Origin of the sequence: Rubripirellula tenax, assembly GCF_007860125.1 — a bacterium.
Taxonomy (GTDB): Bacteria; Planctomycetota; Planctomycetia; order Pirellulales; family Pirellulaceae; genus Rubripirellula; species Rubripirellula tenax.
Window position 1 is genome coordinate 1,307,270 of the sequence record NZ_SJPW01000002.1, and the last position, 22,073, is coordinate 1,329,342.

Genomic DNA, 22,073 nt, shown 5'->3' on the forward strand with positions numbered 1-22,073 from the left:
TCAACGGGTTCTCTACGTCAAGGGAAATCGGCCGGGCTCAATTGGCGTGAGTCTATCAGATCAGCCGGATCGATATTTTGCGATCGCCTCGGGCAGCGGGTACATCGTCACGTCGCGATCACCCTCGGTGGCGGCGATCTCCAACAACCGTTCATAGCCGCGTGTGACCAGCTTCGTTCTTGCGGCACAATAGCCATCGTCCAAACCGGCCTTAGCGAAATCACCTTCCACCGCCACAGCATCAAAACCTGGATGCTCGATGAACTGGGCCATGACGGGGTTACAGCGGATGTGGCGTTCGGGCCGCGTGTGCAGCACTTCGGGATCGAGTTCGCCAATGACGTAACGAAGGTACAAATCGCTATCGACAATCGAGGCAACGTCGTTGCCACAGACTTCGCACAAATAACCTTCGTCACACTTGGCCATCGCGTCACCTGTGAGCCGCCGCAAGAAAAAAGGAACATCCCCGCCAGCGGAAAACGTTCCCCTCGCTGACGCTCGACTCTCCCGCAATCGCGGGAGAGTGATTGGAAGAATCGGTTTCCGATCGCTACTTTACGACAATCCCAGTACGTCAAACATGCTGTACAGCCCGGCCGGTTTGCCTTGCAAAAATTTGGCTGCGGCGATCGCGCCTGATGCGTAGCAATCACGGTTGCTGGCCGCGACATTGATTTCGATTCGCTCGCCCATCATGCCGAAGACGATCGTATGTTCGCCCGGGTTGTCACCGACACGCACCGCGTGGTAGCCGATCTCGTTTCGCGTTCGCTGACCGGTTTCGCCTTCGCGACCGTGGACGTGCTTGACGTCGCCGTCCATCTTTTCAGCGATCAGTTCGCCGAATCGCAGCGCCGTGCCACTGGGCGCGTCGGCTTTGAAGCGGTGATGCCGTTCGATGATTTCGATGTCGACGCCGCCGGCGACATGCTTCAACGTTTCGGTGATCTGCTGAGCCACCTTCATCGTCAAATTGACCGCCGTCGACATGCTGGGCGCCCACACGATCGGGATCAGTTTCGCGGCGGCGGCGATCGCCTCTTTTTGCACATCGTTGAGCCCCGTTGTCGCGATCACCAACGGCATCTTGGCCGCGACGCACTTGGCGACACAGCCATCGACGGCGACGGGCAACGAGAAATCGATCATCACGCTGGCGTAATTCGGCCAGTCGGGCGACAGCAAGACGTCCAACGCGGCGATACCCGCAACCAGCCCGGCGTCTTGCCCGATCAAGCCGTTGTCGGCATGGTCGATAGCAGCGGTGATTTGAATGTCTTTATCTTCGGCGGCAAGCGCCACCACGCGACGACCCATTCGACCCGCGGCGCCGTGAACGGCAAGTTGTATTTGATTGCTCATACCGACAAATTTACAAAGGTTTCGTCGGTTTGAGCAGGGCAGGGCGACCGGCCGCTTACAGCTTTAGCCGCTTGGCGATCTCGTCTTTCACCGCCGATGCGTCGGCGGGCAGGTGGCTGGCCGGGTTGGCGAACTGGCTGGTGACGCCTTCCAGCGTGGACTCGTGGTAGCCGACCTTGAAGTCCGTGAACTTCAACCCATGCGCGGTACTGATCACGACGGTCTTGTCCGACGACTTGATCACGCCGCGTTTGATCAGCTTCGATAATACCGCCAGCGCCACGCCCGTGTGTGGACACGTGAACATGCCAGTCAAGTCGGCGTGTGCCGATGCGGCCGCCAATTCGTCTTCACTGGCCTGTTCCACAATGCCATCGGTTTCTTGAACAGCGCGAACTGCTTTGACATAACTGACCGGGTCGCCGATTCGGATCGCGTTGGCAAGCGTATCGCTGGCCGTGACGCTGACCTTTTCCTTGAAGCCGTTCTTGAATGATTGATAGAACGGATTGGCCCGCTCGGCTTGCGCGGCAACCAAACGCGGCATGCGATTGATCATCCCCAAATCCATCATCAACTGAAAACCCTTGTGCAGCGCGCTGATGTTGCCCAAGTTGCCGACGGGGATGACGATCCAGTCCGGGACTTCCCATTCGAATTGACGAACGATCTCGATACCGACCGTCTTCTGGCCTTCGATACGAAGGCTGTTCATCGAGTTGGCAAGGTAGATCGAATTGTCCTGGGTGACTTCTTGAACAATTTTCATGCAGCCGTCGAAGTCGGTGTCGAGCGCCAGGACATGTGCGCCGTTGGCGACGGGCTGGATCAATTGGGCGGTGCTGACCTTGCCGGCCGGCAAGAAAATGATCGCCGGGATTCCCGCGTATGCGGCATAGGCGGCCAGGGCCGCGCTGGTGTCACCGGTGCTGGCGCATGCGACTGCCTTGACCGTGCTGCCGGCCGCCATCATTTGCTTGACGACACTAACGAGTACCGTCATGCCGAGATCTTTGAAGCTGCCGGTGTGGCTGTTGCCGCACAACTTGATCCACAAATCGGGCACGCCCAATTGCTTGCCGAGCCGTTCCGCCCAGAACAGATTCGTGTTGCCCTCAAACATGCTGACCACGTTTTCGTCAGCCAGCGAAGGGATGACCCACTCTCGCATTCCCCAAACGCCGCTGCCGTAGGGCCAACTGTTGACACTGGCGCGCGAATCGAAAAGTTGCTGCCATTGATACGCGTTTCGCTTCATCAGCGGTTCGCGTTCGTGGTGGACCTCCAACAGCCCGCCGCACGACGGGCAGGTGTAGATGACGTCATAAATCGAATGCCTGCCGGTACAGCCTGCAACGCATCGGAAATAGACCGTTTGGTTTGCGATATCCGACTGGGGCTCTGCGACTGACGACATTGATTGAAATCCTGGTAATTTTCGGGGAACCTACATTATGTTCATCGTTGCCGATCAGGCAAAGGGCGAAGTCGACGAAGAAAACCGGTCTGGGCAACCCCGCGACCTGATTCTAACGTGACACTTATGAACCCACCGCCCATGAACCCGTCGATTGGGCAGGCATGGATCTGCCCAGCACCGACCTCCAAGCGAGAAATCACGTTGTCGCCCGCCATTCCCACCTCCCGCGTCGTTTGCTTCATTGCCTTGGCGACGTCTGGAGCGATCGCTGACTTATGGACAAAATCGGCGATTTTCAAGTGGCGTGGATTGCCCGGTGAAAGCGATCCGTTTTGGGTGATCGACGGGGTGCTGGGGATCGAGACCGCTGTCAATATCGGCGCCGTGTTCGGACTTGGTGCGGGTAAAGGCCTGTTTTTCGCGGCTTTTTCTGTCATCGCCGCCATCGCCATCCTGGTTTGGCTGTTTTATTTCCGAGCCGCCCAGTCGCTGTGGTTGACCGTTGCGCTTGGAATGATCACCGGCGGCATCATCGGAAACCTCTACGATCGGCTGGGAATGTGGTGGATCGACGGCTATCCCGCCCAATGGCAGAGCGGCGTCCGCGACTGGATTCTGTTCCAAATCGACGGGGTCCCTGGGCTGAGCCCCTGGCCAAACTTCAACATTGCCGATTCGTTATTGGTAGTCGGCGCGGGCATGTTGATGTATCAATCGTTCTTCCCCGGTAGTGACCCCAGTGAAGAAACCGGCACAGAATCCGATTCAACATCGCAGAACAACGACCGACTCCATGACGCACCAACCTGATTCGCCGGACACTCCTGATGCTTGGGCCGACCAACACGAAGGACGGCTGGCCGCGATGACCGAGGTCGCGGTGGCGGCCGGGAAACACACGTTGAAGTACTTCCGCAGCGACAGCCTGGTCGTTGACGCGAAATCGGACGAGTCGCCCGTCACGATCGCGGACCGCGAAGCCGAACAATTGGTCCGCAAACTGATCACCGCCAAGTTCCCCACCGATACCGTCCAAGGCGAAGAATTCGCCGAACAAACCGGTACCAGCCGGTATCGTTGGGTCGTCGATCCGATCGACGGAACCAAGTCGTTCGTTTGCGGCGTGCCATTGTATTCGACGCTGTTAGCGCTCGAATGCGACGGCCATCCGCTGGGCGGCGTGATCTATATCCCGGCCAGCGACGAAATCATCGTCGCCGCAACGCGTCGTGGAAGCTGGTACCGCGGCAGCGAAACCGACGATTGGAAACGGGCTCGCGTCTCTGAGAAAACGGACATCGCCGAAGCCGTTTTCGTGGTCAGCCAAGTCGACTCGTTCGCCAAACGTGGAAATGCCGACGCTTACCAGAAACTCGAAAAGGCATCGTGGCTGACGCGGTCGTGGGGTGACGGTTACGGGTACATGATGGTGGCAACCGGCCGGGCCGACATCATGGTCGATCCGATCTGCAATGCGTGGGACGTTGCCGCCATCTTACCGATCGTCGTCGAAGCGGGCGGGCGATTCACCGACTGGAAGGGCGTGGAAACGTGCCGCGGTGGCGACGGCGTCGGGACGAACGGACGCCTTCACGACACTGTGATGAACTTGCTGGGATAAAAATGCTTGCATAGCGGGCGGAACAATTTTGCGAAATTGTGATCTTTCGTTCAAGTCGCCGGTTCTCCTAAGCTCGTCGATGAAGACACATTCTTTGTCGATGGAGCGACGTGGTTTTGAGTCGGTTGTGCAGCCTAGCGATGTTCTTGATATTTCTGCTTAGCAGCAGTCAATCGCTGCGCGCTCAGGACACGGAATCTGCATCCGACGCGCCCTCGATCGTGACGCGGTCGCCCGTCACGCTCCCGGCGAACTCGCTGGACATGCTGGCCGGCGGACCGGAACAATGGACCAGCCCCGAGGGTATGGCCAGCAGCCTGCAAGTGCTGCTGCTGTTGACGGTCCTTAGCATGGCGCCAGCAATCTTACTGATGACGACCTGCTATGTCCGCATCATCATCGTCCTGGGTTTGCTGCGTCAAGCAATCGGATTGCAATCGTTGCCGCCCAGCCAAGTGATGACCAGCATTGCGTTGTTCATGACCATGTTTGTGATGACGCCCGTTTGGACGCGAGTCTACGAAGACGCCGTCAAACCGTATACCGATCCGGCGTCACCGATGACGTTGGAAGATGCGTACACGGCCGGCGCGATCCCGATCCGCGAATTCATGTCACGACAAATCGACATGGCCGGAAACGAAGACGACGTGCTGCTGTTCTACGGATACATGGACAAGGACGCGCCGCTGCCGACGGGCTATGAAGAAGTGCCACTGCGAGTGCTGTTGCCGGCCTACATTCTTAGCGAATTGAAGACCGCGTTCTTGATGGGCTTCCAAATCTATTTGCCGTTCCTGATCGTCGACTTGGTCGTTGCCAGCGTCACGATCTCGATGGGCATGATGATGCTGCCACCTCAAGTCATCTCGCTACCGTTCAAGCTGTTGCTGTTCGTGCTAGTCGATGGCTGGCACCTAGTCGTAAAGATGCTGATGGACAGCTTTGGATAGGAGTAAGTAATAGGTGACCGGCAGCAGGAAAAATGCGACACCTACCTATCACCTATCACCTATCACCTATCACCTACCTGTTACCTGTTACCTGTTACCTGTTACCTGTTACCTGTTACCTGTTACCTGTTACCTGTTAGCTAAGACCTACCCTCATGGATGCACCTGCCGCGATTGATCTTTGCCGTGCGACCTTGATGGTCGCCGTTGTGATTGCCGCGCCCATTTTGTTGGTTGGGATGGCGGCGGGTTTGGCGATCGGGTTGCTGCAAGCACTGACCCAGATCCAGGACCAAACGGTTTCGTTCGTGCCCAAATTGTTGGCGATGGCGGCCGCCATGGTCGCCTGTTTGCCTTGGTTGCTGACGCGATTGGTCGAGTTCACGCGGCACGCTTTTGAACATGCGGGCATGCCCTGATGGAAGTCGCCGCTGATCCCGGTGTCGCCACCGACTTGGCGAAATGGATGATCGACCATCTGATGCTCGGCGTTTTGGTGCTGACCCGTTTGAGCACGCTGTTGATGTCGATGCCCGCGATCGGTGTGGGAGTTCCGAACCGAGTTCGTGCGTTCCTAGCATTGACGATGACGCTATTGATGCTGCCGACTGTCGCCGAAGTGACACCCTCGGACGCGTTGCCGACGATGGACAACCTGATCGATTTGGTGATCGCCATGGCGCGCGAAGCCATGATCGGGATGCTGATCGGAGCGACGGTTCAGTTGATTGTCACGGGGATTCAGCTGGGCGGCGAAGCGGTGACCAGCACCGGCGGGATGCAATTGGGCGACGCGATCGACCCAACAACACGAAGCAGCATGCCAGCCGTTGCACGCGTCGTCGGGATGCTCGTCACGGCTGTGATGCTTTGCGTCGGCGGCCACCGATTGCTGCTGAATATTTTGCTGGACAGCTTTAAAGCGATGCCAGCCGGCGATGTCACATTCGACGATTCGATGATGGCGTTGATCGTCAATCAATTGACGGCCGGGATGGTCGCCGGACTGCGATTTGCGGCGCCTGCGGTTGCAGCACTATTGTTGGCAAACTTGGTAACCGGCTTGGTCAGCCGAACGCTGCCCCAGATCAATGTGCTGGCGATCGGCTTGTCGATCAACGCGTTGGCGATGCTGATCGTTTTGGCGCTGACGATCGGTTCGGCCGGATTGATCTTCCAAGACGAACTGGCAGCAGTCGCCGGCCGGATCGGGGACTTGTGGTGAGCTAACCGATGTCAGAAAGCAGTGGCGATAAGAAGCACTCAGCGTCAGAGAAAAAGCGACGCCAGTCACGCGAGCAGGGCCAGGTTGCCAAGAGCCAGGACTTGACCTCGGCCGGCATGCTGCTGTCCGCGCTGGCAGCACTTTGGATGCTAGGTGAACCGGCTTGCGAAGCTTTGGCCGGTGCGATCGCCGATGCCCTTTCGACGCCGCGGACGGCGCCGCTTCGAACAGGCGATGCGGCCAACTGGCTGCTCTCGGGCGCGGCACGCTACGCGATTGCCGCGGTGCCGATGCTGATTGCGATGTTCATCGCGGGCGTGTTGGTGAACGTCGTGCAAACCGGACTGATCTTTTCGAGCTCCAAGCTGGAACCGAAACTCAGCAACATCAGTCCGCTATCCGGCGCGAAACGAATCCTTTCCCTGCAAGGCGTGATGCGTCTGGGGTTCGGCATTTTCAAGCTGATGATCATCACAGCCGTCGCATACTTCGCGGTGCGGCACTATCGCGATCCGATCCTTAGCCTTGCTCAGATGAGTATTCCGCAAATTGCAAGCGTGCTGTTCCGATCGTTGATCGGGACCTGCGTTTGGATCGGCGTGGCGCTGTTCGTGCTTGCGATTCTTGAGTACGCGTTCCAATGGTGGAAGCAAGAACAAGACATGATGATGACCGACCAAGAAATGCGCGACGAAATGAAAGAAACGGAGGGCGATCCGCAAGTCGCCGCTCGCCGTCGTCAAGTCCAACGTCAAATGATGATGCAGCGGGCCGAGTCGGAAGTGCCCAAGGCCGACGTGGTCGTTAGCAATCCGACGGAACTGGCAATCGCGATCAAGTACGACCCCAAAACCATGCCGGCGCCAATCGTGTTGGCGAAGGGCGCGGGCTTACTTGCTCAAAAAATTCGTCGCATCGCGCTCGAAAACGGAGTTCCCGTCGTCGAGCGAAAACCGCTCGCTCAATTCCTGTACAAGAACGTTGACGTCGGACAAGTCGTTCCTACCGAGCAATATCAAGCGGTCGCGGAAGTGCTGCGGTATGTTTACCAACTGCAGGGCAAAGAGATCCCCAAAGCGACAGCCGCCTAGACGACCATCTCGCGGACGAATTTGCGAATGCGCGGCGGCATGATGTAACGCGGGTTCCCCGCCGCATCATCGCCCGCGTCTTCGGCCAGCTTCAAGAATCGAATGTCGAATCGATTTTCAAGCTTTGCGAAGATCGCTTTGGTCGATCGCATTTTGTTCGGCTGAAGCGACAGCGCTTCGTCCAGTTCGGCCAGCGATCGCGGCGTTTCGTCCAGCTTGGCGATTCCGGCGACGAACCGCCAAACGCCTCGTTTGCTGATCCGGTTCAGCTTCTGTTTGAGCGGCAATCCTGCCGGACCTTCTTTGACGGCGTCTTGCTGATCGCCGCCTCGATTCTGCTTTCCTCGTTTCCCGGGCCCGCATGGGCCACCGCGACCTTCGCGACCTTCCGGCAGCGGATCGACACCGGCGCGGTGCAGGCGACCGCCGAGTTGTCGGTGGCCTCGTTGGCAGTCACTCAGGTCATCCAGGTTGATCATCAGATAGGGCATGTTTGTTTTCCGTGCGGAGTAATTGAATGGAACAGGGCCATCATACACCGCACGCACTGCTCACGCAAGGCGTACGCAAAGGATCGTGGAGATTTCCCGCTGTTCTGGATTCCCTTCTTGGCTTGCCTGAAAAGTCGCCCGTGGCTACCATACGCTCATGAACAACGCATCCCTTCTCCGATCGCTATTACTTTTGCGACGCCGAATCGGCGGGTGATGAGGGTTTGTCCGGACCAAACATTGGGTCCACCAAAGAAAGACACCGAACCCGAGTCGCCTCCAGCGACTCGGGTTTTTTTATGCTCCGGTTTTCCCCACCCCCCCTCACCATTCGTCTCACGAAGGTTTCTCAAAGCGATGTCGCAATCCACGACGACCACCGAAAGTGATGCACCTGCATCGGGCCATCAAGAACCTCGCATGATTCGTATCTTCGATACGACGCTACGCGACGGCGAGCAATCGCCGGGCGCGAGCATGAACTTGGCCGAGAAGCTTGAAGTGGCTCAGCTTTTGGAGTCGATGGGCGTCGACATCATCGAAGCCGGATTCCCAATCGCTTCGCCGGGTGACTTCGCGGCCGTCAAGGCGATCGCGTCCACCGTCCATCACTCAACGATCTGCGGATTGGCCCGATGCAGTGACAAAGACATCGATGCCGCTTGGGAAGCCGTCAAAGGCGCGCGCAGTTCGCGCATCCACGTCTTCCTGGCGACCAGCGCAATCCATCGTGAATTCAAACTGCGGATGTCGACCGACGAGATCGTCGAGCGGGCGATCGCGGGTGTCAAACGGGCCAAAGCTTACTGTGACGATGTCGAGTTTTCACCCGAGGATGCTTGTCGAACCGAGCACGATTTTTTGTGCCGGGTCGTCGAAGCCGCCATCGATGCGGGTGCGACAACGATCAACGTTCCTGACACGGTCGGCTATGCGACGCCGAATGAAGTCTTTGATCGCTTCACGATGCTGCGCAACCGCGTTCCCAATATGGACAAGGCCGTCTTGAGCACTCATTGTCACGATGACCTGGGGATGGCGGTCGCCAACAGTTTGGCAGCCGTCGCCGCCGGCGCGGGGCAGATCGAATGCACGATCAACGGCATCGGCGAACGGGCGGGCAATGCGGCGTTGGAAGAAGTAGTGATGGCGATGAAGACGCGTCAAGATTTCTTCCACTGCAACACTCGCATCGACAGCACGCGATTGGTTCCCGCCAGCCGCTTGATCAGCAAGACGACCGGCATCCAAGTCCAACGCAACAAAGCGATCGTCGGTCGCAACGCGTTCGCGCACGAATCGGGAATCCACCAGGATGGCATGCTGAAGGAACGCAGCACGTACGAGATCATGTCACCGGAAGACGTCGGTTTTTCGAAAACTGACTTGGTGTTGGGCAAGCATAGCGGCCGCGCGGCGCTTGCCGATCGCGCCAAAACGCTGGGTTACACATTGACCGCCGAGCAACTGAACACCGTTTTCGAACAGTTCAAGGTCTTGGCCGACAAGAAGAAGGAGATGTACGACGGAGACATCGTCGCGCTGGTGCAACAACAGATCAGCGGCAGCGTCGAAGAACAATGGTCGCTAGTGGACTACATCGTCAGCAGCGGGAAGGGCAGGGGCCCCAGCGTCGAATTGACCCTCAGCAGCGGCGATGAGAACTTCACCGAGAAGGTCGAACAGGGCGATGGACCGATCGATGCGGCGTTTTGGGCCGTTGAAAAGATCACCGGTATCGAAGTGGTCTGCAAAGATTATCGAGTCCGCAGCGCAACGCTCGGCCGCGATGCGATCGGCGAAGTCAATTTGGAAGTCGACTACAAAGGCCGCACCTATCGCGGTGTCGGCTCCAGCACCGACACGGTCGAAAGCACGATCATGGCAATGCTAAATGCGATCAACCGAATCATCGCCGACCGACCAAAGACATCGCGTTAGAGATTTCGTTCCCTAATCATCTGAATCGTCATCGGACGCAGTGAACCCTTCGAATTCCTCATCATCGGCGGGGATTTCGAGGGTGATCTCGAGGTCTTCGTTCGCAGGTGATGGAGCATTCGGCTGGACGCGCACCGGTGACTCGGGTTCAAGCGAAAGCTCATCATCGTCGTCATCGCCGACTTGGAACGTCAGCTCGCCCGTCGTCGGGTCCGGGGTCAATTGCAGCGAGTCTTCGTCGGGTTCGAAGGAGTCTTCGCTGCGGAGCATCTGGATTTTTGGTGCCGGATCGTCGCCGTTGTTTTCGTCGCCGCTATCATCGTCGTCGCCAAACATGTTGCCCAAGTCGAGTGGTTCCGTGTCCAGTTCGTCTTTGATCGCATCGCTATCGATGGCGGCGCGCGACGGCCCGGCGCCGGACAACTCAACATCCGCTACCTCAACGAGCTGAATTTCATCTTCACTGGGTGACGGGTCGAGGGTCGCTTCTTCATCGTCCGAGTCCGAGACAATGACGACGGTTGCATTCTGATCAGCTTCATCTTCGCTCACATCATCTTCATCGATGAACGCGACCACAGAACCGAGCCCGTCATCGTCGTCGTCGTCGGTAATCCGGATAGTGTCATTGACGTCGGTGATAGCGACCGAGTCGTCGCCCGAATCGCTCTCGACCAGCGTTGGGCGATCGGGCAGGTCGTCACTTGCCGGGTCTTCGCCAATGGATTCCGGCACCTCAAACAAATCGTCATCCGTCTGGTCCGCGTCGCCAATCGCGACGGTATCAAAACTATCTTTTTCTTCGAACAACGTTTCGACAGGATTCGAATCGAACGGCTCACCGTCGTCGACCTCTTCCGATTCGTCGACTTCTTCTAAGTCATCCAATTCATCCGAATCGGGTTTGGCCATTCCCAACCCCATGCCGACTGCTGCTGCTGCTGCTGCTGCTGCGGCGGCGGCTGCTTTGGAACCCCAGTCCATTGCGACCGTTTCCGAGCCCGGCTCGTCGTCCAGACCCGCCGCCGAATCATCCGCCCAAGTGTCAGCCAAGGGATCGACGCGAACGGCCGAGGCCGTTGGTTCATCCGGATCGGTCGTCGATGCAGTCGTTCGCCGCGGGAAGATCTCGTCGACATTGTCGCGCAGGACACGCCGCCCCAATTCGATCGCACGTTCTTCGGACCAGCCGCACTTGTGAACGAAGTGGTCGGCCAAAATGTCCGACAAGACGTTTCGGTACATGTCAAACTTGGGCCACACAAATTCCAACTTGTATGCGTCGCTGTAGTAGCCGATTTGTTTCGTTTGCGGCACGGCTTCCAAACGCGCCGCAGTATCGCGGGCGATGAACGACGGCGTGTTGCTGTACCACCAGTGCCCGTTCGTGATGACGTTGGGAAAGATCCACGCGTAGCTGACCAATTCTTGATTGGTGACGCTGGCCAAGACCGAGATCGGAAACTTGACACCGGGAAACGCGTTGAAGAGTTCACGATATTGAATCAACGACACGCGGCTGTCGTACAAGTCTTGTCCCTGATAGACACCGCCGGCGTAGACGCCACGATTGACGCCGATCATCAAATCGAAAGGCAACCCGAATTCGTCGCACAGCTCGGCCAACGTCCAAAAGATTCGCCGTGACAATGATTGCTTGTGAGCATCGTCTGCTAGCAGGCCTCGTTTAAGCACTTGGTCCAGCGCGGTCGACGCACGCCCGTCGCTGACCCTAGTCGGCTCGAACGATGGTGGCAGCGAAATGGCGCAAGCGCGAGCTCCACGACCGACAAAGTGTTCGAAACGTTGCCGCAGCGACGCTCTTAACGACGACAGCGACCCGTCCAATTCGATGCCCGAGCAGCCAGCCAATCGCTGGCGGACTTCCGGTTTAGCCAAATGGAACACCAAGTCGTCGGTGCGAAGGCAAGGGATGTAAGTGTCCGTATCGAAGCCGGCTAAATCGTCGTCAAAATCATTGGTCAAAAAGACGGCTTCGACGTTGCTTTGATCCAAGACGATTTGGGCCCACTCGGCCGACGCCATTTGCGACTCGGCCGTTTCGTAAAGGGACTCCCAATTCGACGCGTCAATGCGATCACCGTCGAACCCGAAAAACATGCGACAGATCTCAACTAACCATCGATACTGCGCCGTATTCTCCAGCGGCGACAAATTCTCGACCAAGCGGCGAACCAGTTCCCGTGGCTGGATGCCGGGTTCTTCGATTTGATCCTTCGGCATCCCGGCCGAATGGGCCAATTCGGTGTAATAGTGGTAGCCCAGCAGGTCCGCCAACGTTGTGGACCCGGCCGCGTGGGGGTTGATGTGCGTATGGGGATCGATCAAGCGGATCGAGGCAATGGCTTCGTAGATGGATTCGCGTGCAGAGTCAGACATGGGCAAACGGGCCGTCATCGACGAGAGAAATGAAAGAGGCGGATGTGTGCGAACCGACGCTCATCTGCCCACCGGGACACGGGTCGAACGGGAGACAGGCACGATTGTTACGATACGACCGTTAAGATAGTCGGTCTGGCGCCGCGATTCACCTTCAGCCCGACCTGGAACAGCCGAAATTTAGTCCCCCGCGAAGGGGTTGTGACGCCCAGCAACGGCAATCCTTACTTCATTTACATGGAATTTGCTTGCCCCTTTCCTAGTCGCCTGCGCTACAATGGGCCAATCGTCTAGTCCGTGCCCATTCAGGGAGTCGCCGAAGATCATGATGAATGATCCCACGTCAACCAATCGCAAGCGTACGGCGGAAGGTTCGCTTCGGCCCGTTGGCGACGATCGGCTAGAAATGCCGTCGATACCAATGGAAGAACCGACGGCCGAACCGTACGAGATCACGTTGCGGCGGATCGATGTTGGCACGCATCGAATCGAGCATGCCGTCGTCAAGCCACCGATCGACGGGGCAATGGACGCACCGGTGATGCCGCAACAGCCGATCGTCGAAACCGAACTGCAAGCGTCAACAACGGTCACCCCGTCGAAACCAGCTCGATCGACCAAACGCAGATCACGACGTCCCGACCCACTGATGCAAAGCTTGATGCTGTTGGCGACGATGTCGGCGATGCTGTTGGCGGCTCGATTCGTCGTTCCGCAAATTGTGGAAGAGGTTCGCTACGCATGGCAACGCGGCAACCTGAGGGCCGAGCACGAAATGGCTACCGTGGGGCTGAAAAACGTATCGCTCGACACCCTTAGCGACGCCTATCAAATGGTCAACGCTGCGGTCGGTCCGAGCGTCGTTCATATCGATGTCCAGCGGCGGACTCCGATCAACGATGCCGGCATCTCGGCTTTACTTTCCAACCGTTCAATGCCTGCGTCGGACCAGGGAAGCGGCGTGGTCGTGGATGCCGACGGATACCTGTTGACCAATCGGCATGTGATCGCCGACGGGGAAGACATCACCGTCACGTTGAGCGATGGCCGGCGAGTGACGGCCGTCGTTTTGGGCACTGACCCGTTGACCGACTTGGCGTTGTTGAAGGTCGCGACGAATCGTTTGATCCCGATTGCTTGGGGCGATAGCGATCGCTGCAAAGTCGGTTCACCCGTCTGGGCCGTCGGCAGCCCTTTCGGCCTGGATCGAACGGTGACATTTGGCATCCTCAGCGGCAAACACCGAATGGTGCGTGCTAGCACTCAGTATCAAGACTTCATGCAAAGCGATGTGGCCGTCAATCCCGGCAACAGCGGTGGACCGCTGGTCGACGCCCGCGGCGCATTGGTCGGCATCAACACGGCCATCGTGGGTGATACCTACCAAGGCGTCAGTTTCTCGATCCCCAGCAATGTTGTTCGCCAAGTCTATGATCGCTTGAAGGCGTTCGGAAAAGTCGAACGAGGATTCTTAGGCGTCATGCTGGACGAAGTTCCGGATGACCGTTTGATGGGCAATGATGCCCGGATGCGAGGCGCCTTGGTGACACAACCGCCGGTGCCGGCCTCGCCGGCTTCCGCGGCCGGGCTGATCGAAGGCGACGTCATCCTGAGTGTTGACGGTCAAAAGGCCCGCGACAAGACGCACTTGATGCAACTGATCGGCCAGTCCAGTTCGGGCCAGCAAGTCGATTTGCAGATTCATCGGGACGGCGAATCGAAGGATTTGTCGGTCGTACTGGGAATCCGCCCCGAAGCGATCGTCCACTAGATCGTATGGTGCGATTCTGGTTTGTCGGTTGCGTCCGAAAGTGTGGACGAGCGCGCCGCGATCGTTTTACCTGTCAATCTTCGCTGGGTCGGTCGCATCGAATGACCACCAGAAAGCATTGGGTCCGAAGGTCGTATTTTGACGGCATGAAACAGGTTTCGCGTGCGATCTAGCGGACTTTGATAGGAATTGTGGCCCATCGAACTAAGCTGGGGGCTTCGCGGATTTGCCGTGAACGATTGAATCAAAGAACCCCTCTTCACGTCCCAACCATCGCTCATGGACGCCTCAGTCACTTCTTTCCCGCACCGAACATTGACTGCGCGGCGGGCCACCGATGCCGAGTCGCTCGTGAGTATGCCGACGCTTTGTTTTGCGGTGATCGGCTTGGCGACGCTCTTCAATACGATCGACATCAACGCGAGCTTCGAAAGCACGGAAGACCACGTCGGCGTCGATTGGCCGGTCATGGTGAAGCTGGCAATCGCCGCGATCGCCGGTTTCGTGGGCGCCAGTGGTCTAGCTTTCAGCGCCCGCGTTCGGCGCAGCTTGCTAACGCTTCCCGGTTTCGTCTTGATCGCTCTGTCATCCGTCTTTGTTGTGACGTCGGCGTTTGCCTATGACGAAGTCGCAACGGTGTCCCGGATCGCTGCGTTGATCAACGTCGCCTACCTGCTGTTCGTACCGACCGCGTTGGCCGCATTGGGCCTACGTCGTCTGTTGATCGCCTGTTTGATCGGGATGGTGGCGAACCTGTTGATCAATTGGGGACTGTACCTAGGGGTACCCCAGGTAGGCGTATTCGAAGAAGAACTTGGCAACCAAACGTTTATCAATCGGATGGGCGGCCTGGGACACCCCAACGCGATCGCTCGGATCGGGGTCCTGACGGTGCTGATCAGCATGGCAATGCTGCGCGACGATTCGCGAAAAAACAAACGCGCCGTTCTTATCGCCTTGATCGTGCTGGGGATCATGACCGCGATCTCCACGTTCAGCCGCAGCGCCTTCGTGGCCGGATGTGCCGGTGCCATGTTCTTGATGGTCGACCGCTTGCTGACGCGAGGTGGCGTTCTTCTTGGGCTTGCGATGGCGGCGGTGATTGCGGTCGGCGTGATTGGCGTCGAACTGACCAGCGGTGGAGCATTCGAGGGCGACTCGATCGCCCTGGTCGTGACCAAGACCGGCGAGGTCGAAGAGCTGACGTCAGCCACCGGGAGGACCGAGATTTGGGCCGAAGCGATCCGATTGATTGCCGAACGGCCATTGATCGGATGGGGGCTCAACAGTGCTCCCAAATTGATGCAGAATTTTTCGATGCACACGCACAACCTGCTACTCCACGCGACGTTTTCGGGTGGAGTGATGGCCGGGCTGTTGACCGTTTTGCTATTGGGCTGGAACCTGTTTTCGGGGCTTTCCAGCACGCTGGCGATCACCCGCGCGATTTCCGCCTACGTTTTGGTTTCCTGTATCTTCGAGGACACGGTGCTTGACACATTTGCCTCCCCGTCGACACTGCTGTGGTTCGTCGTTTTGCTGTATCCGGCGATCATACTGTCGTCGAAGGGGCCTGGGGACGACGCCCAGGCCGTCGAATAAATCGATTCGGCGACGTATACTGCTGTGACATAGCCGCGGACCCGGGCGTCCAGACGCCGGGGCCTGCGTTCTTGAAGTTTGAACTCTCTAGAGATTTATTTGATGCGATTGAGCAACCCTTCCACATCGACTCGTCGACGTGTCTTGTCGTCCGCGATCACGTCTTCCGTGATCGCCGCTATCGCAATCGCTATTTCGGCGACGCCCGTCTTAGCTGAAGCCCCCGCAACCACCGCAGTGGCGGCTCAAGACACCCTCGGAATTTCGGCGACTCAGCCCGAATCGGGGCCATCGGTCAAAGTCGACGGCGGATATATGGTGCCTTACACGTCCACCATTCCCGGAACCGACGTGACCATCGAAATGGTGCCCGTTCCCGGCGGCAAATTCTTGATGGGAAGCCCCGACGACGAAGCCGACCGTGGTGACGACGAAGGCCCTCAAGTCGACGTCATTGTTGACCCGATGTGGGTCGCAAAGACCGAAACGACTTGGGCTCAATTCAAGGAGTTCATGCGTTTGTATGCGATCTTCAAAAGCTTTGAAGCTTCCGGCCAGCGCCCCGTCAACGACGACAATCGAGTCGACGCGATCACGGCGCCGACTGAACTGTATGAACCGAGCTACACATTCGAGTACGGCGAAGATCCGGCACAACCCGCCGTCACGATGACCCTCTATTCAGCCCAACAATTCACCAAGTGGCTCAGCCGCGTGACGGGAATCCAATACCGTTTGCCGACCGAAGCCGAATGGGAGTACGCAGCTCGCGCCGGTTCAACCACCCCGTATAGCTGGGGTGACGACGAGGGCGCAATCGATGACTACGCGTGGTACTTCGACAACGCCGATTCAGGCCAAATGCCCGTCGGCACCAAGAAGCCCAACGCTTTCGGTTTGCACGACATGCACGGCAACGTTGCCGAGTTGACGGTCAACATGCACACTGAAACTTATGACGAATACAAATCGCAAGAACCCATCAACGCGACCGATGTTTTGAAATGGGGCACCGAGTCAGCATCGGGCGTTGTCGCCCGCGGTGGAAGCTGGGAAAGCGACGCCGAACAGGTCCGCAGTGCTGCAAGAATCTTCAGCGACGATGAAGCTTGGAAGGAAGAAGACCCGAACTTCCCCCGAAGCCCTTGGTGGTTCACCAGCGATCCCGCACGCGGTGTAGGCTTTCGATTGTTCCGAGGTTATACGCCGATCCCGGCTGATAAAGTGACGAACTTCTATGAAGCCGTTGCCGAAGAAGTGATCAGCGATGTCGAATCGCGAGTCCAAGGCGGACGCGGCGGATACGGCTTGGTCGATCCAACGCTGCCCGACGCAATCAGAGATATGAAGTAGTCCGATCCGTAGAATTCCCTGTTACCTAAAACCTGTAACCTAAAACCTATTCCACCGTGTACGAAACCATTGCCCTGGTCGGCGCTACTGGCGCCGTTGGACGAATCGTTCTTGACCAAATCGTCTCGCGAAAATTGCCTTACAAGCGATTGAAGCTTTTGGCGTCCGAGCGTTCGGTCGGCAAAGAAGTTCGCGTCGGCGATCAAACGATCAAGGTCGAACTGCTTGAACCCGATGCGTTCAAGAACGTCGATTTGGTCATCGGCAGCACGCCCGACGAAGTGGCGGCCGAGTTCGCGCCCTGGGCGGTCGCCGCCGGTGCTGTCGTCGTCGACGAAAGCGGTTTTTGGCGAATGGATGCGAAGGTTCCGTTAGTCATCCCCGAAGTGAATCCCGACGCGGTGGATCATCACAGCGGGATCATTGCCAGTCCCAACTGCAGCACGACTCAGATGGTCGTCGCACTTGCGCCGCTGCACAAAGCCGCTCGTGTCAAACGAGTCATCGTCAGCACGTATCAAGCGACCAGCGGTGCGGGACTGGCCGGCAACGAAGAACTTCGCGACAGCATTCGTGATTCGTTGGCGGGCAAGACTCATCCGCCAAAAACGTTCGCGCACCCCATCGCTTTCAACCTGATCCCCCAGATCGGATCGGAGAAGCAAGACGGTTACACCAGCGAAGAAATGAAAATGGTGTACGAGACGCGCAAGATCCTCGGCGACGATGATATCCAAGTGTGTCCGACGTGCGTTCGCGTCCCCGTCTTGATCGGACACAGCGAGTCGATTCTGGTCGAAACCGAACGGCCGTTGACCGTGATGGAAGCCACCGAATTGTTCCGTGGCGCCGATGGCGTGACCGTCGTCGATGATTTGGCGGCCAAGCAGTATCCGATGCCGCTGGATTGCGACGGCAAGGATGATGTCTTTGTCGGTCGAATTCGTCATGACATCAGCGGATCGGGTGGAATCGCGTTCTGGTGCGTCAGCGATAACCTGCGCAAAGGCGCGGCGACCAACGCGGTACAAATCGCCGAGTTGTTGATGCGTAAAGCCGCCGCGGTCTAACGGAAGCAAACGAACTTACTCGTGCCCGGCACCTTCAAGCTGACCGTCGCCTACGACGGTACCGATTTCGCCGGCTGGCAAGTTCAATCCAATACCCGCAAGCGAACCATCCAGGGTGCGCTGCAGCGGGCGGTTAAGAAAGTGACCGGCGACGATGCAATTGTCACCGGCAGCGGCCGAACCGACGCCGGCGTTCACGCGATCGCGCAAGTCGCCAGCGTTCGCATTCCCCAGTGGCGGCATCCCGCCAAGACCCTGATACGCGCGATCAATGTGCGATTGCCCGACACGATCTCCGTGATTGATGCGGAAGACGCCGCCGATGATTTTCATCCGATCCGCGATGCAGTCGGCAAACGCTATCGATATCAGCTGCAAATTGGGGGCATGCGTGACGCGTTCGACCATCGATATCGATGGCACCATCACATGCAACTGGATCTGGATGCGATGCGCGACGCAGCCACGCGGATCGTCGGCAAAAAGGACTTCGCCAGCTTCCAAGGCGCCGGCTCGGTTCGCAAGACGACCACGCGAGACGTTCGCGCGTGCGATATTTTCATTCAAGATACGACGAACGAAGATCGACAACATATCGCCATTGAAGTCGAAGCAGATGGGTTTCTTTACAACATGGTCCGTAACATCGTCGGGTCACTGGTCAGCGTGGGAATCGGCCGACGCGAACCGCAGTGGATCGACGAAGTGATTGCGGCCAAGGATCGAACCAAGGCCGCGCAAACCGCACCGGCGCACGGACTGTTTTTGATTCGAGTCGACTACCCGCAGCCCGACGAGGTCGGCACGGCCTGAAAACGGGAACGTTCCAGACCACAAGACTGTTGTCCAATCGCACCGTTTAAGTGAACGGTACCGCCGTTGGACGCCGATCTACGGGTGATTTGGCTAATGTGAAGCGTTGCTCGCAAAATGCTCACGGAATCTTCATCGAATCAACTGGCCCTCGACGCGTATGCTATGCGAAAGAGTGGAGGCGGTCTAATTCGGTTCCACTTGTTTCGGTCGCTCGAGAACGACCGGAACTCGTCGGCGGTTACGACGATCGATAGAAAATTCCAATGCATACAACGCCCGTGCCCAGTTCCGAAGCTTCGCCGCCGCCTCAGCCAATTTTGGACGAGGCGACTCGTTCATTCGTCAAGCGATCCATGGCCGCTGGCTTGGTTGATGTGAATGACTTGAAGAAGGTCGTCGTTTCGTTGATGGCAGACGATTCTGTTTTCACGCCCGCGAGACTGGCCGAAGGTTTGATCGGTGCGGGAATCCTGACGAAATGGCAAGCGACGAAATTGCTGGCCGGCAAAAGCAAAGGGTTCTACCTTGGCAGCTACCGTCTGCTTCGGCCGTTGGGTCGCGGCGGCATGGGAATGGTGTATCTGGGCGAGCACCATGTTATGAAGCGTTTGATGGCGCTGAAAATTCTGCCGCTGGACGCCAATGCCGACCCGCGACGGATCAAGCGATTCGAAGAGGAAGCGAAAGCATCGGCACAATTGGATCACCCCAACATTATGCGTGCCTACGACTTTGCCCAAGCCGGAGGCAAGCGGTATATCGTGATGGAGTATGTCGACGGCATCGATCTGCACCAAGCCATCGTGCGAGACGGAACCATGTCAGTCGCCCAAGCGATGAACGCTTTGGCTCAAGCGGCGGCGGGACTGGCGCACGCTCACGAACGTGGTATCATCCATCGCGACATCAAACCGTCGAATTTGATGCTGCGGACCGATGGGGTGATCAAAGTCAGCGACTTGGGTCTGGCGCGAATCGGGTGGGCCGGTGGAGACGCCGAGAGTCGTCGCTTGATGGGAACCGCCGACTTCGTTGCTCCCGAGCAAGCCATCAACAGCCAATCAGTCGACGCCCGCGCGGACATCTATTCGCTGGGGTGCTCGTTATATTACTTGCTGACCGGTCGCACCCCGTTCGATGGCACAACCGTATCGCAGCGATTGGCAAAGCACCAAACAGCGCCGGTTCCCAATGTTTGTCAAATGCGAAGTGATTGCCCGCCTGCGGTTGCCGACCTGCTTCAACGGATGATGGCCAAACGCCCCGAAGACCGCCCGCATTCGGCGGTCGATTTGATCGCCCAACTAAAACGACTCGGCGCGATCGCTGGCGAAGGCGTCGCGAACACGTTGCGTCACGTCGCTCCCGTCGGCGACACCGCCGTTGACGACGTTACGTATCAAGCCACCATCGACGACAGTTCGCTTTCGGCTGACGGTGAAGTGGAGATTGCGGTGGAAGCGACAGAGTTCGATTTCAGTTCCTTGCCGCCCGTCGATCTGGGGACGGCGATGCCAGGTCGCCCAGTTCAGCTTGGCAACACGGCCCGTCCGGCAAACGCGTTGAAACCGAGGGCTCAAGCCCCATCGAATCCGACGGTCGCCGCCACCGGCAACCAACAACTGCTGTTGGGTATCGGATTGACCGTTGCCGTTTTGGCACTGATCACCGTCGTGGGAATGGGTGTGGCATCCATGTCGAAGCCGCTTCCGAAAACTCAACCCAAAATCAAAGCTACCGAAGACGGTAAAGGTGGCTCGATCGTGTTTGTCGAAAAAGGCTAAGTACACTTTTACTCGGATATCAACCAACACCAAGGGGTTTCAACATCGCTCGACGCGATGGCTTGGTTGAAGCCCAATACTGTTTTTTTCTAAGGAGATGCGTTCACGCATCGCGATCCATTGATTCGGCCAGCAGCCCCCGACATGACATCCGCTCGATTGATCCTGTTAACGGGAAGCCTCGCCGGAATTGAGGCGCCGTTGATGCACGGTTACTACATGATCGGCCGTCACGCCGAGTGCCAGATTCGCCCCAAGAGTCGCTCGGTCAGCCGACGGCATTCGTTGATTCATTGCCATGACAACGGCGTGCGACTGATGGATCTTGGCAGCACCAGTGGCACTCACGTCAACGAAGAACCGATCGAACATAAGACCTGGTTCGACCTGAAAGAGAACGATGTCGTCCGTTTCGGGAAGGTCACCTTTCGCGTCCGCCTGGCCTCGGAAGCCGCGACAGGCGACAAGTTGATGGCCATCGACCGACGCGCGAGCGGGCGATCACTGGTCACGTCGCGGGTGTCACCACCACCGGCACCCAATCATCGGCCGACGACCCACGATTCAAAGCGGTCACCCGAGGGCCAACCTTTGGCATCGCCGCAACTGCGACAAACCATGGTAAGCGGCGCCGCATGGGAGACCTTCGACATCGCCGGGTTCTTGGAATCGCAAGACGACCAAGACCGCGAGGAACGCTACAGCCAAATCCGATCCAAGAACGCGGCTCTGGTCGAAAGGGAAAACCGACACGACCAAGGGCTCGACGACAGCAAAATCGATCACAACGACATCGACGACGAACCAGCAGCCGGTGCGGTCGCGTTGATCGAATCAGGATCCACGACGATTCGGAGCGACCGACCGACCAAGATGCGGCTCGGAAAAACGGTCGCGCCGAAATCGGCCTCGCCCCTCCGTGTACTGGGCTGGCCTAGCGGATTGCTCACTTCGGCTGATTCGGGAACATTGAAGCTCGCTGCGGCCATGCTGGCCACCGTTACGATCCTGGGGCTAGCTAGCTGGAAGCTCTATCAGTTCTCATCTGGGCCTGAAGTTCGCGTGATCGACCAAATCGACTGAGTTCCCAAGCGGGTCGAGATTCGATTCGATCGTCGAATTTTCAATCGATTTCGACGGTTTCCAGGCCACCGGGTTTAGCGGGGTATT

At 57.8% G+C, this 22,073-nt stretch carries 19 protein-coding genes; 14 read left to right on the forward strand and 5 right to left on the reverse strand.

Annotation, left to right across the window (positions count from 1 at the left end; translation table 11 throughout):
• Window positions 1-60: 60 nt before the first annotated feature.
• The 3 genes from Poly51_RS10600 to thrC all read right to left on the reverse strand — a co-directional run bounded on the left by Poly51_RS10600 (window position 61) and on the right by thrC (window position 2,782).
• Window positions 61-429: a hypothetical protein gene (locus Poly51_RS10600; RefSeq protein ID WP_146457015.1), complete on the reverse strand. Its 369-nt coding sequence runs from the start codon at window positions 427-429 to the stop codon at window positions 61-63.
• A gap of 129 nt (window positions 430-558) precedes the next feature.
• Window positions 559-1,365 carry a 4-hydroxy-tetrahydrodipicolinate reductase gene (gene dapB, locus Poly51_RS10605; RefSeq protein ID WP_146457017.1) on the reverse strand — a complete coding sequence of 269 codons (807 nt, stop codon included), beginning with the start codon at window positions 1,363-1,365 and terminating at the stop codon, window positions 559-561.
• A gap of 55 nt (window positions 1,366-1,420) precedes the next feature.
• On the reverse strand, window positions 1,421-2,782 hold the full coding sequence (gene thrC / locus Poly51_RS10610) for a threonine synthase (RefSeq protein WP_146457019.1): 1,362 nt from the start codon (window positions 2,780-2,782) through the stop codon (window positions 1,421-1,423).
• A 141-nt stretch (window positions 2,783-2,923) separates the two neighbouring features.
• Between thrC and Poly51_RS10615 the strand changes: the two genes are divergently transcribed.
• From Poly51_RS10615 to flhB, 6 genes are all read left to right on the forward strand, one after another.
• Entirely contained in the window at window positions 2,924-3,595 is a 672-nt protein-coding gene (locus tag Poly51_RS10615) for a signal peptidase II (protein ID WP_246114400.1), read from the forward strand.
• Window positions 3,579-4,406: a histidinol-phosphatase gene (hisN, locus tag Poly51_RS10620; protein ID WP_146457023.1), complete on the forward strand. Its 828-nt coding sequence runs from the start codon at window positions 3,579-3,581 to the stop codon at window positions 4,404-4,406. The genes Poly51_RS10615 and hisN overlap by 17 nt, the downstream gene beginning before the upstream one ends.
• A gap of 140 nt (window positions 4,407-4,546) precedes the next feature.
• Window positions 4,547-5,359: a flagellar type III secretion system pore protein FliP gene (gene fliP / locus Poly51_RS10625; RefSeq protein WP_146457025.1), complete on the forward strand. Its 813-nt coding sequence runs from the start codon at window positions 4,547-4,549 to the stop codon at window positions 5,357-5,359.
• A gap of 155 nt (window positions 5,360-5,514) precedes the next feature.
• Window positions 5,515-5,778 carry a flagellar biosynthetic protein FliQ gene (locus Poly51_RS10630; RefSeq protein WP_146457028.1) on the forward strand — a complete coding sequence of 88 codons (264 nt, stop codon included), beginning with the start codon at window positions 5,515-5,517 and terminating at the stop codon, window positions 5,776-5,778.
• Complete coding sequence (locus Poly51_RS10635; protein WP_146457030.1) at window positions 5,778-6,584, forward strand: flagellar biosynthetic protein FliR; 807 nt, start codon at window positions 5,778-5,780, stop codon at window positions 6,582-6,584. The genes Poly51_RS10630 and Poly51_RS10635 overlap by 1 nt, the downstream gene beginning before the upstream one ends.
• Before the next feature lie 8 nt (window positions 6,585-6,592).
• Entirely contained in the window at window positions 6,593-7,675 is a 1,083-nt protein-coding gene (flhB, locus tag Poly51_RS10640) for a flagellar biosynthesis protein FlhB (protein WP_146457032.1), read from the forward strand.
• Here flhB and Poly51_RS10645 read toward each other — a convergent pair.
• On the reverse strand, window positions 7,672-8,166 hold the full coding sequence (locus tag Poly51_RS10645; RefSeq protein ID WP_146457034.1) for a hypothetical protein: 495 nt from the start codon (window positions 8,164-8,166) through the stop codon (window positions 7,672-7,674). The genes flhB and Poly51_RS10645 overlap by 4 nt on opposite strands.
• A 357-nt stretch (window positions 8,167-8,523) precedes the next feature.
• On the opposite strand from Poly51_RS10645, the gene Poly51_RS10650 reads away from it, so the two are divergent.
• A complete protein-coding gene (locus tag Poly51_RS10650) occupies window positions 8,524-10,107 on the forward strand; it encodes a 2-isopropylmalate synthase (protein ID WP_146457036.1) in 1,584 nt (527 codons plus the stop codon).
• Between the two features lie 12 nt (window positions 10,108-10,119).
• On the opposite strand, the gene Poly51_RS10655 is transcribed toward Poly51_RS10650, so the two are convergent.
• Window positions 10,120-12,507 (reverse strand): glucuronate isomerase, encoded by a 2,388-nt coding sequence (locus Poly51_RS10655; RefSeq protein WP_390621768.1) that lies wholly within the window; start codon window positions 12,505-12,507, stop codon window positions 10,120-10,122.
• Window positions 12,508-12,832: 325 nt separating this feature from the next.
• On the opposite strand from Poly51_RS10655, the gene Poly51_RS10660 reads away from it, so the two are divergent.
• From Poly51_RS10660 to Poly51_RS10690, 7 genes are all read left to right on the forward strand, one after another.
• Complete coding sequence (locus Poly51_RS10660; protein WP_186775464.1) at window positions 12,833-14,278, forward strand: S1C family serine protease; 1,446 nt, start codon at window positions 12,833-12,835, stop codon at window positions 14,276-14,278.
• A gap of 357 nt (window positions 14,279-14,635) precedes the next feature.
• Window positions 14,636-15,880: an O-antigen ligase family protein gene (locus Poly51_RS10665; protein ID WP_246114425.1), complete on the forward strand. Its 1,245-nt coding sequence runs from the start codon at window positions 14,636-14,638 to the stop codon at window positions 15,878-15,880.
• Between the two features lie 102 nt (window positions 15,881-15,982).
• On the forward strand, window positions 15,983-17,233 hold the full coding sequence (locus Poly51_RS10670) for a formylglycine-generating enzyme family protein (RefSeq protein ID WP_146457043.1): 1,251 nt from the start codon (window positions 15,983-15,985) through the stop codon (window positions 17,231-17,233).
• 56 nt (window positions 17,234-17,289) lie between these two features.
• Window positions 17,290-18,303, forward strand: a complete 1,014-nt coding sequence (locus Poly51_RS10675) for an aspartate-semialdehyde dehydrogenase (protein WP_146457044.1) — start codon at window positions 17,290-17,292, stop codon at window positions 18,301-18,303.
• 21 nt (window positions 18,304-18,324) lie between these two features.
• The gene (gene truA / locus Poly51_RS10680; protein WP_146457045.1) at window positions 18,325-19,116 is read left to right on the forward strand and encodes a tRNA pseudouridine(38-40) synthase TruA; all 792 of its coding nucleotides are present in this window, start codon (window positions 18,325-18,327) and stop codon (window positions 19,114-19,116) included.
• Between the two features lie 266 nt (window positions 19,117-19,382).
• Entirely contained in the window at window positions 19,383-20,903 is a 1,521-nt protein-coding gene (locus Poly51_RS10685; protein ID WP_146457046.1) for a serine/threonine protein kinase, read from the forward strand.
• A 144-nt stretch (window positions 20,904-21,047) separates the two neighbouring features.
• Window positions 21,048-21,986 carry an FHA domain-containing protein gene (locus Poly51_RS10690; RefSeq protein ID WP_146457047.1) on the forward strand — a complete coding sequence of 313 codons (939 nt, stop codon included), beginning with the start codon at window positions 21,048-21,050 and terminating at the stop codon, window positions 21,984-21,986.
• Window positions 21,987-22,073 lie beyond the last annotated feature (87 nt).